Source organism: Cocleimonas flava (assembly GCF_004339015.1).
In the GTDB taxonomy this organism is placed as follows: domain Bacteria; phylum Pseudomonadota; class Gammaproteobacteria; order Thiotrichales; family Thiotrichaceae; genus Cocleimonas; species Cocleimonas flava.
This window is the reverse complement of sequence record NZ_SMFQ01000002.1, coordinates 1,027,371-1,037,396: the sequence shown is the minus strand read 5'-3', so window position 1 is coordinate 1,037,396 and position 10,026 is coordinate 1,027,371. Positions and strand designations below refer to the sequence as shown.

Sequence of the window (10,026 nt, the reverse complement as noted above, 5' to 3'; positions counted from 1 at the left end):
GGCGAATTCACAGAAACCCTCTAGATACGGATACTTTCGCTGGACAATGACAGTCAAGCAACTTCCATTTTATTAAAGAGGTAAAAACATGAAGTATTCAGGTTTCTCCAAAAGGCACAATGAATTGCGCCGACATATATTAAAAGGATTTATGGCATTACCTGCCGCTATTTTCTTATCTACATCTTGTATTGCGGCAACACCACCAACGTCAGAAATAAGCACTACTGGTTTAGCTGTAACGGATGACACAGTAACAGTAGGAATACTGCATTCACTTACTGGAACAATGGCTATCAGTGAAACAGGTGCTCAGGAAGCTGAAAAACTTGCGATCAAACAAATAAACGATATGGGCGGTATTTTAGGCCGCAAAATAGAAGTGATTCAGGAAGATGGAGCTAGTGACTGGCCTACATTTGCTGAAAAAAGTCGTAAATTATTAGTTCAAGATAAAGTAGCTGCAGTATTTGGCGCCTGGACTTCGGCTTCTCGTAAGGCTGTTTTACCTGTATTTGAAAAAGAAAATGGACTTCTCTACTACCCAACTTTCTACGAAGGTCTGGAACAGTCTAAAAACGTTATCTACACAGGTCAGGAAGCAACTCAACAAATCCTCGATGGACTTAACTGGGTAGCAAAAGAAAAGAAAGCAAAAACGTTCTACCTGATCGGTTCTGACTATATCTGGCCAAGAACCTCAATGAAAATAGCGCGTAAGCACATTGAAAAAGTATTAGGTGGAAAGGTTGTTGGTGAAGAATACAAGCCTCTTGGCGATACTCAATTCGGTTCTGTAATCAACAAAATCCGTTTGAAAAAGCCTGACGTTATCTACGCTGCTGTCGTTGGCGGAAGTAACGTTGCATGGTTCAAACAGCTAAAAGCTGCAGGTATCACCTCTAAGAAACAAACACTGTTAACAATCTCAGTTACAGAAGATGAAGTATTGGGTATCGGTGGTGAAAACCTTGAAGGTTTCTACTCAATCATGAAGTATTTCCAAAGTCAGGATAACGAAAACAACAAGAAATTTGTTGCTGCGTTTAAGGAAATGTGGGGTGACGATAGTGTAATAGGTGATGTAACTCAAGCTGCTTACTTAGGTCCTTGGTTATGGAAAGCTGCGGTTGAAAGAGCGGGATCATTTGATGTTGATAAAGTCGTAGCAGAATCTGAAAAAGGCGATATTGAATTAACGACTGCACCAGAAGGTTATGTGAAGTTACATAAGAACCATCACTTATGGAGTAAAGCTCGTGTTGGCCAATGGAAGAAAGACGGTCAAGCAACAGTTGTTTACACATCTGAGTTAATTGAACCAGATCCATTCCCAGCTGGTTATCAATAAGCTTTAAGTTGAAACAGAGTAATGTGGGTATAAACCCGCATTACTCACTTCTTAGAAAGTCGATAGACCATTTACAAGTAAGCATTATTTGCAACACAAAAAAGTTCTATTTAATACGGAGATTATCAAATGGGCGATTACACATCTAGCGAGTTGGTTTCTATATTCGCAATGCAAGGATTTGCTGGTATTAGTTTATTCAGCGTACTTCTATTAATGGCACTTGGCCTGGCAATTATATTTGGTCAAATGGGCGTTATTAACATGGCTCATGGTGAATTCATGGCTGTTGGCGCATATACGACCTATTTTATGTCTTCACTTACAGAAACTTATTTTCCTAGTTTCATGCCTTATTACTTTATTTTTGCAATCGTGGTCGCCTTCTTTGTTGCAGGAATTTTAGGCTACTTAGCTGAATTTGTCTTGATACGGCATCTATACAAAAGACCTCTAGATACTCTCCTTGCAACCTGGGGTTTAAGCTTAATTATGCAGCAATCATTCCGAACTCTTTTCGGAGCAAGAGAAGTAAGCCCAACTTTACCTGACTGGTTATTAGGTTCTTACCAGCCAACAGAGACTATTGATATTCCTTTAAATGGCATGTTTGTTCTAGCTTTAACTGCCGTTGTAACTTTAGGTGTTTTCTACTTACTGTACAAATCAAGCTGGGGATTACGTGTAAGAGCAACTACTCAAAATCGAGTAATGAGTGGTGCTGTCGGTATAAATACTAAAAAAGTAGATAGATATACCTTTGCGTTAGGTTGTGGAATAGCAGGCATCGCAGGAGCAGCTTTTACAACCATAGCTTCAACAGGCCCAACAACCGGCACTTTGTATATCGTTGATACATTTATGGTAGTTGTATTTGGTGGTGCAGCAAGCTTGATCGGCACAATCGTATCGGCCTTTAGCATCGCTCAAGCACAATCAATATTAGAATTCTTTATCAGTGGATCAATGGCAAAGGTATACACCTTATTTGCACTTGTCTTGATCTTAATGTTTAAGCCTGAAGGTTTATTCGCGAGCAAGGTTCGTCGTTAAAACTATTAACTATAAACCATAGAAAAACTTATATTTATTCTGGAGATAGTATGAACTTTGTATATGAAAAAATGATGGGAGGCAAAAAAGGTCTCACAGGGTTTCTGATCTTAGCGACCTTGATACTTGTTATCTTCCCTTTATTTTTAGATATTTTTCGTCTTAATTTAGTGGGCAAATACCTTACTTATGCATTCCCTGCAGTCAGCCTTGTTCTTCTTTGGGGTTACGGTGGAATATTAAGCTTAGGACAAGGTGTTTTCTTTGGCTTAGGTGGCTATGGCATGGCCATGTTTTTGAAGCTTGAAGCTTCATCTGTAGAGAACACTAAAATCCAATCTACCCCTGGTATTCCTGATTTCATGGATTGGAACCAGTTAACTTCACTACCTTGGTTTTGGGAGCCTTTCAACAGTCTTACATTAACCATTTTAGCCATCCTGATATTACCTGCCGCTTTTGCTTACATTATCGGTGCAGCAATGTTTAAACGCCGTGTTGGTGGGGTTTATTTTGCGATAATTACGCAAGTTATAGCAGTAATTTTGACAATATTAATTGTGGGTCAGCAAGGATATACAGGCGGTATTAATGGTATTACAGATTTACGTACCTTAAACGGCTGGGACATCACGACTGATAGTGCAAAGTACATCTTCTACTTCATCAATGTAGCGTTGCTGTTAGGAGTTATTTTACTCTCAAGACTTATTCTAACGAGTAAGTTTGGTAGCTTGCTGTTAGCCATTAGAGATAAGGAAGATCGTGTGCGTTTCTCTGGCTACGACGTTTCCAATTTTAAAATATTCATTTTCTGTTTTTCTGCCTTAATTTCATCGATCGGCGGCGCGATGTTCACACTGCAGGTGGGCTTCATGTCCCCTTCTTTTGTTGGCATCGTTCCTTCGATTGAGATGGTCATCTTTGCCGCAGTTGGTGGCAGAATGTCACTCATAGGTGCAGTCTACGGAACCTTATTAATTAACTTCGGTAAGACCGCCTTCTCTGAATCATTTCCTGAATTATGGCTGTTTTTGATGGGTGGCTTATTCATCTCTGTCGTTATGTTCTTCCCGAATGGTTTAGCAGGGCTTTGGGATGACTACGGACACTACATTACCGATAGATTTTCAAAATCTAAAAAAACAAAAGAAGACTCACCCGAAATTGTTGAAAAGAAGTCTGATGAGAGTGCAGCTTAAATCTCATGTACACCCTGATTGACATTACTTTTTATACATTACTTTCTGGAGTAATAAATGAATTCAAATACTGATTTTACTTTAGCAATAGAAGATCTCACCGTTTCATTTGATGGTTTCAAAGCGGTAGATAGCTTGAATTTTTATCTTGATCAAAATGAGCTCCACGTAGTCATTGGACCCAATGGGGCAGGTAAGACTACCGTTCTAGATTTGATTTGCGGTAAAACCAAATCAACCTCGGGCAGTATTAAGTTCCTAAATGAGGAGCTTACTAAAATGTCTGAACATGAAATTGTAAGGGCGGGGGTTGGACGTAAATTTCAAACACCATCGATATATGAAAATTTAACCGTCCTGGAAAACCTCGAAATTTCTTACCCTTATGGTCGAACTGTTGCTGGCTCATTGATGTTTAAACGATCCTCCGAAGTTCTTGAAAAGATCAATCAAACAGCCAGTGAAATCATGCTGCAAGATGACTTAGATACTGAAGCTGGATTATTAAGTCATGGCCAAAAGCAATGGCTTGAAATCGGCATGTTACTTATTCAGGACCCTCAATTATTAATGCTCGATGAGCCTGTAGCCGGCATGAGTGTAAAAGAGAGAGAACAAACCGCAGAACTTTTGAACAAAATTAGTAAAGGTCGTTCTGTTCTCGTTATAGAACACGACATGGAGTTTGTTGAGCGTATAGCGCATAAGGTAACCGTTTTACACCAAGGCAAAATACTAGCGGCCGGAAATATGGAAGAAGTACAAAACGATCCAAAAGTTATTGAAGTATATCTTGGTCACTAAGACCTAAATAACTATTAATCAAACAACTATTAACCAAATAACGAAGGTATTCAGATGCTAGACGTCTCAAACTTAAAAGTTAGCTACGGTCAAAGTGAGGTCATACATGGCCTGGATTTTACTGTCCCAAAAAATGAAACATTAGCAATTATGGGCCGCAATGGAATGGGTAAAACCACGCTGTTTAAATCCTTGATTGGCATTCTTGATTCCACCGACGGTCAAATTAGTATCGATGGTATAAATGTTACGAATACAGACAGTTACAAAAGAGTCGAAAACGGTATTGCCTACGTCCCTCAAGGCAGAATGATTTTTCCTTCACTGACCGTTCAAGAAAATATAGAAACAGGAATGGAAGTCTCGAAATTAAAGAGAATCCCAGATGATATCTATGCCCTATTCCCTGTATTACAAGATATGCGAAAACGTAAAGGTGGAAACCTTTCTGGTGGACAGCAGCAACAATTAGCTATTGCGAGAGCACTTGTCACAAACCCTAAAGTCTTATTACTAGATGAGCCAACCGAAGGTATTCAACCTTCCATTATTAAAGATATCGCAAACGTTCTTAATGAAATTAAAAAGATGCGTGATATCACAATTATCGTTTCAGAACAGGTGCTTAGTTTCACTATGGCAATCGCAGATCGCATCATCGTTATCGATAAGGGTAATTTTATACACGAGGATCTTAGAGATGAAGTAAACACCGAGCAAATCAAGAAATATTTATCCGTATAGAGCCATTTGGATAGATTTAAACGTTATCAACAACCACAAATTTTCAAACACTGTAATTACAGTAGGAGTTTAAAATGACAGACACAATTATTAAAGTAAACCTAAACGAGTCTGCTTACGATAATGACAAACTTCATAATCGTTGGCATCCAGATATTCCGATGGTCGAAACGGTGAAACCAGGCGATGATTTCATTATCGAATGTATCGACTGGACTGGCGGACAAATAAAAAATGACGATGATGCTGCCGATGTTAGAGACGTCGATTTAACGCAAGTACATTTCCTATCTGGTCCTGTCGGTGTTGAAGGTGCAGAACCTGGTGATTTGCTAGTTGTAGATATACTTGATATCGGTACTTTTGATGATAGCCAATGGGGCTTTAACGGTTTCTTCTCTAAACAAAATGGCGGTGGCTTCTTAACAGAGCATTACCCAGACGCACAAAAATCTATCTGGGATTTTAAAGGTATGTTCACCAGCTCACGTCATATCCCAGGCGTAGAATTTGCAGGTCTTATACACCCTGGCTTAATTGGTTGTCTGCCATCACAGGAACTACTTGATGAGTGGAATAAGCGTGAATCAGCATTAGTGGCGACAGACCCAGACAGAGTACCGCCACTCGCTACACTTCCTTATGTAGATACAGCACACATGGGACGTATGTCTAAAGACGACGCTAAAGCAGCGGCTGCAGAAGCGGCTAGAACCGTACCTCCACGTGAACATGGCGGTAACTGTGATATTAAAGATTTATCTCGTGGCTCAAAAGTTTACTTCCCGGTTTATGTAAAAGGCGGCGGACTTTCAGTAGGCGACCTTCATTTCAGTCAGGGTGATGGCGAAATCACATTCTGTGGTGCAATCGAAATGGCGGGCTGGATTCACATGCGTGTAAATCTGGTTAAAAACGGTATGGAAGCTTACGGTATTAAAAACCCTATTTTCAAACCAAGTCCTATTGCTCCAAAATATGAAGATTACCTAATCTTTGAAGGCATCTCTGTCGATGAAGAAGGCGAACAGCATTACCTAGATGTGCAGGTTGCCTACAGACAGGCTTGTTTGAATGCTATCGAATACCTGAAAAAGTTTGGTTACTCAGGCGCACAAGCATACTCACTTCTGGGAACTGCACCAGTGCAGGGCCATATCAGTGGTGTGGTCGATGTGCCCAACTCCTGTGCCACTCTGTGGTTGCCTACCGACATCTTTGATTTCGACATTAATCCAAGTGCAGATGGCCCAACAAAATACCTTGATGGCAGTATTGATATGCCTATTGCACCGGATGAAGACTAACAGCTAAAGGAGAATAACAATGCCAGTTTACGATTATAAATGTTCTGAACACGGTTTGTTCTATGAGCTTGCAAGTATGGAAGACCATGCAAAGCCAGCTTGTTGTCCTGAGTGTCAAACGTTATCACCACGCGTGATTATCATGTCGCCTGCACTTTTTGAAATGCCTAAAGAGAAAAAACAAGCGATGGAAAAGAATGAGAAGGCTCAACATGAGCCTCAACATTCAACGGTTGATTCACGCGCAGAAAATGCCGAAATGCTTAAAAGTGGTTGCGGTTGCGAACACAAAAAACGAGCGAGCAACCTTATGTATACGGCTGAAGGTAACAAGATGTTTCCTTCTATGCGACCTTGGATGATCAGTCATTAAAGCAGTAGTCAGAACTCAATAATCGATTAGGGCTGGTTGGAATACATATACGTTTATACAGACTTCCAACCAGCTTTTTCGACGCTTTTTAATCATATTTATATCGGAGAATACGCATGAGACACGGTGACGTTTCCAGCAGTGCAGATACAGTGGGTGTTGCTGTAGTAAATTACAAAATGCCAAGATTACATACTCGTGAAGAAGTGTTAGAGAATGCACACAATATTGCGGAAATGATCAAAGGCATGAAACAAGGCCTTCCAGGAATGGATTTAGTTATATTTCCTGAATACAGCACCATGGGCATCATGTACGACAAAGACGAAATGATGGCTACAGCGGCCACTATTCCGGGCGATGAAACAGCAATATTCAGTGCCGCATGTAAAGAAGCAAATACATGGGGCGTATTTTCTCTAACAGGAGAAAGACACGAAGATCACCCTAATAAAGCGCCATACAACACTTTAGTGTTGATTAATGATCAAGGTGAAATAGTTCAGAAATACCGCAAATGTATTCCATGGTGTCCTATTGAAGGTTGGTATCCAGGCGATACCACGTATGTCAGTGAAGGCCCTAAGGGCATGAAAATAAGCTTAATTATCTGTGATGATGGCAACTATCCAGAGATTTGGCGTGACTGTGCCATGAAAGGCGCAGAATTAATCATTCGATGTCAGGGCTATATGTACCCTGCTAAAGAACAGCAAGTGATGATGGCGAAGTCTATGGCGTGGGCAAATAATAGTTACGTTGCCGTTGCTAACGCGACTGGTTTTGATGGTGTTTATTCTTACTTTGGACACTCAGCACTTATTGGCTTTGATGGAAGAACATTAGGTGAATGTGGCGAAGAAGATATGGGTGTTCAATACGCTCAGTTATCTGTTAGCCAGATTCGCGATGCTCGTGCAAACGATCAATCTCAAAACCACCTCTTTAAATTATTGCATCGTGGTTATACCGGTGTTTACAACTCTGGCGACGGCGACAAAGGCGTTGCTGATTGCCCATTTGATTTTTACCGAAGCTGGGTTTTGGATGCCGAAAAAACCCGAGAAGATGTGGAAGCACTGACTCGTAAAACTATCGGTGTTGCAGAATGCCCTGTCGGTGATTTGCCCGTTGATGGCAAAGAAAAAACAGCCGGCGAATAACGCTTACGTTATTAAGACATTCGAACAAAGATATTCGAGCAAAAAAACCGAGTCGATCATGCCATTCATAAACGAAAGATTGTCAGCAAATCAGACCAGTATCGATAAGGCTAGATATGAAAAGCCTACTACGGATAATACTGTAGCCCGACAATCACGCTTTCATTTCAAACCTGAAGACGTTATGAATGCTCTACGGACAAACATCATCGGTCAAGATGATGTTTTGTCCTCAGTAGAGGAAATGTTATATCTGGTGAAAGCAGACTTCGGCATAAAACATCGTCCATTGGCGGTTAACCTATTTCTTGGCCCCACAGGTGTCGGCAAAACCGAAACCGTCAAAATCATTGCAAAAAGTATCTTGGGCAGTACCGACAACTTTTGCCGAATAGATATGAATACGCTCGCTCAAGAACATTATGCCGCCTCTTTAACGGGCGCTCCTCCGGGTTATGTTGGCAGTAAAGAAGGGCATTCTTTATTTGATAGCGATGCTATTAAAGGTAGCTTTAGCAAACCCGGCATTGTGTTATTCGATGAGCTTGAAAAAGCCAGTACAGAAGTAATCCGCGCGCTATTGAATGTGCTGGATACCGGTCATCTCGTGTTGTCATCCGGTACGCATGAGATTGATTTTAGTAACTGCCTAATATTCATGACCAGCAATATTGGCGTTAAAGAATTAAATGCACATCGCGCCGCACAAAACAAAGGGATAAAAAAGTGGCTTGGGGGCAATACCATCGATGAAAAAAGCCATCTTAAGCAAGCCTTACAGAAAAAATTTGATCCTGAGTTTTTAAACAGAATCGATCGAATTTTATCGTATGATTATTTAAGCGATGAGTTTCTAGATAAGATACTGGATGTGGAACTTGAAAAACTAAATCTACGACTAAAAGCCAAAAACGCCACTCTTGAATTAGATGAAACCGCGAGACAGCAGCTATACACTTATTACGATGAAGAGTACGGAGCACGCAATCTCGCACAACATATCAGAGTGAAACTGGAACCGTTAGTGGCGAGAGAAATACTCAAAGATGATCAATCAACACAATTCATCATCAAGTATGTAGATGACAAATTTAGTATTTCGCCGGATATCAACACTTGATCACTTGTCTAATAACAGTAAATCAAGGTTCTATTCGATGAAAAAGCCACCCCCCACCTTTGGGGCACTTTTTATTCCTTATTTTGTTACCAGTTAGAAAAACAACCACTTCGTTTATTTGAGTGTTTTTTGTAACCAGGCAGAAATATCGTTAATTTCTTCCATATTCACGGAATGCTCCATTTGATAGGAGTGTGCTTCAACATCAAAACCTTTGGCTTCTAATTGCGGCACATAATCTTGCCAGCTAGCGAATGGAATCACCGGATCTTGTTGACCGTGAGCAGCAAAAATAGCCATGCCCTTTTGCACGTCTGGGACTTCACCCAGCAAGTTGTCGGCAAACGGAATGTAAGTAGAAAGTGCCATGATTCCACCCAGTTTCTTCGGATAACGCAAACCAGTGTGAAGTGCTATTACGCCACCTTGCGAGAAGCCAGCTAGCAGAATTTTTTCTGAAGGTGTGCCACTTTCAATTTCATCATCAATCATTTTATTGATCCATGTGACCGTGGTTAAGATATCATCTTCATTGGCATTTTTACTTCTGTCTAATGACAGCAAGTCATACCACGCTGGCATCGACATGCCATTATTTAATGTTACTGGTCGTGATGGCGCGTGTGGGAAAATAAATTTAACTTTTAGCGAAGCCGGTAAACGTAATTCAGGAATCACTGGCACAAAATCATTTCCGTCTGCGCCTAAGCCGTGCATCCAGATGACTGTGAATTCAGTTTCTTCTGCGGTTTTTACGATTTCTGCTGGTAATTTTTCCATGGCTTCTACGCTTCCTATATGTCCTGAATAACCCAATAACGTACTAAATAGAACTTGTGCAAAAAATAGCGCTATAAGTGGGGGGGTGGCTTTTTTAACTAAATGACTCATTAAAGATGTTAAAAATAA

At 40.6% G+C, this 10,026-nt stretch carries 10 protein-coding genes; 9 read left to right on the top strand and 1 reads right to left on the bottom strand.

The annotated features are described in order from the left end of the window. Positions 1-88: 88 nt before the first annotated feature. The 9 genes from urtA to EV695_RS04710 all read left to right on the top strand — a co-directional run bounded on the left by urtA (position 89) and on the right by EV695_RS04710 (position 9,117). Positions 89-1,351, top strand: a complete 1,263-nt coding sequence (gene urtA, locus EV695_RS04750; RefSeq protein ID WP_131904748.1) for an urea ABC transporter substrate-binding protein — start codon at positions 89-91, stop codon at positions 1,349-1,351. Positions 1,352-1,480: 129 nt separating this feature from the next. Continuing rightward, complete coding sequence (gene urtB / locus EV695_RS04745) at positions 1,481-2,404, top strand: urea ABC transporter permease subunit UrtB (protein WP_131904747.1); 924 nt, start codon at positions 1,481-1,483, stop codon at positions 2,402-2,404. Positions 2,405-2,454: 50 nt separating this feature from the next. Next, positions 2,455-3,606, top strand: a complete 1,152-nt coding sequence (gene urtC / locus EV695_RS04740) for an urea ABC transporter permease subunit UrtC (protein ID WP_131904746.1) — start codon at positions 2,455-2,457, stop codon at positions 3,604-3,606. Between the two features lie 57 nt (positions 3,607-3,663). Further along, positions 3,664-4,410, top strand: coding sequence for an urea ABC transporter ATP-binding protein UrtD (gene urtD / locus EV695_RS04735; RefSeq protein ID WP_131904745.1), 747 nt, complete (start codon positions 3,664-3,666; stop codon positions 4,408-4,410). A gap of 54 nt (positions 4,411-4,464) precedes the next feature. After that, positions 4,465-5,154 carry an urea ABC transporter ATP-binding subunit UrtE gene (urtE, locus tag EV695_RS04730; protein WP_131904744.1) on the top strand — a complete coding sequence of 230 codons (690 nt, stop codon included), beginning with the start codon at positions 4,465-4,467 and terminating at the stop codon, positions 5,152-5,154. Between the two features lie 74 nt (positions 5,155-5,228). Further along, positions 5,229-6,461 carry a formamidase gene (gene fmdA / locus EV695_RS04725; protein ID WP_131904743.1) on the top strand — a complete coding sequence of 411 codons (1,233 nt, stop codon included), beginning with the start codon at positions 5,229-5,231 and terminating at the stop codon, positions 6,459-6,461. A gap of 19 nt (positions 6,462-6,480) precedes the next feature. Beyond that, positions 6,481-6,834, top strand: a complete 354-nt coding sequence (locus EV695_RS04720; protein WP_131904742.1) for a zinc ribbon domain-containing protein — start codon at positions 6,481-6,483, stop codon at positions 6,832-6,834. 116 nt (positions 6,835-6,950) lie between these two features. Beyond that, the gene (locus EV695_RS04715) at positions 6,951-7,997 is read left to right on the top strand and encodes an aliphatic amidase (RefSeq protein ID WP_131904741.1); all 1,047 of its coding nucleotides are present in this window, start codon (positions 6,951-6,953) and stop codon (positions 7,995-7,997) included. Further along, a complete protein-coding gene (locus EV695_RS04710) occupies positions 7,969-9,117 on the top strand; it encodes an AAA family ATPase (protein ID WP_207906944.1) in 1,149 nt (382 codons plus the stop codon). Before EV695_RS04715 ends, EV695_RS04710 begins: the two co-directional genes overlap by 29 nt. A 114-nt stretch (positions 9,118-9,231) precedes the next feature. Here the strand turns inward: EV695_RS04710 and EV695_RS04705 are convergent, their stop codons facing one another. Further along, positions 9,232-10,008: an alpha/beta hydrolase gene (locus EV695_RS04705; RefSeq protein WP_207906943.1), complete on the bottom strand. Its 777-nt coding sequence runs from the start codon at positions 10,006-10,008 to the stop codon at positions 9,232-9,234. Positions 10,009-10,026 lie beyond the last annotated feature (18 nt).

Excerpts from the sequence above, each read along its gene's own strand:
- urtC (WP_131904746.1), top strand. The coding sequence starts at position 2,455 with ATGAACTTTGTATATGAAAAAATGATGGGAGGCAAAAAAGGTCTCACA.
- EV695_RS04710 (WP_207906944.1), top strand. The coding sequence starts at position 7,969 with ATGGCAAAGAAAAAACAGCCGGCGAATAACGCTTACGTTATTAAGACA.
- urtD (WP_131904745.1), top strand. The coding sequence starts at position 3,664 with ATGAATTCAAATACTGATTTTACTTTAGCAATAGAAGATCTCACCGTT.
- EV695_RS04705 (WP_207906943.1), bottom strand. The coding sequence starts at position 10,008 with ATGAGTCATTTAGTTAAAAAAGCCACCCCCCCACTTATAGCGCTATTT.
- urtA (WP_131904748.1), top strand. The coding sequence starts at position 89 with ATGAAGTATTCAGGTTTCTCCAAAAGGCACAATGAATTGCGCCGACAT.
- urtE (WP_131904744.1), top strand. The coding sequence starts at position 4,465 with ATGCTAGACGTCTCAAACTTAAAAGTTAGCTACGGTCAAAGTGAGGTC.
- EV695_RS04720 (WP_131904742.1), top strand. The coding sequence starts at position 6,481 with ATGCCAGTTTACGATTATAAATGTTCTGAACACGGTTTGTTCTATGAG.
- urtB (WP_131904747.1), top strand. The coding sequence starts at position 1,481 with ATGGGCGATTACACATCTAGCGAGTTGGTTTCTATATTCGCAATGCAA.
- fmdA (WP_131904743.1), top strand. The coding sequence starts at position 5,229 with ATGACAGACACAATTATTAAAGTAAACCTAAACGAGTCTGCTTACGAT.
- EV695_RS04715 (WP_131904741.1), top strand. The coding sequence starts at position 6,951 with ATGAGACACGGTGACGTTTCCAGCAGTGCAGATACAGTGGGTGTTGCT.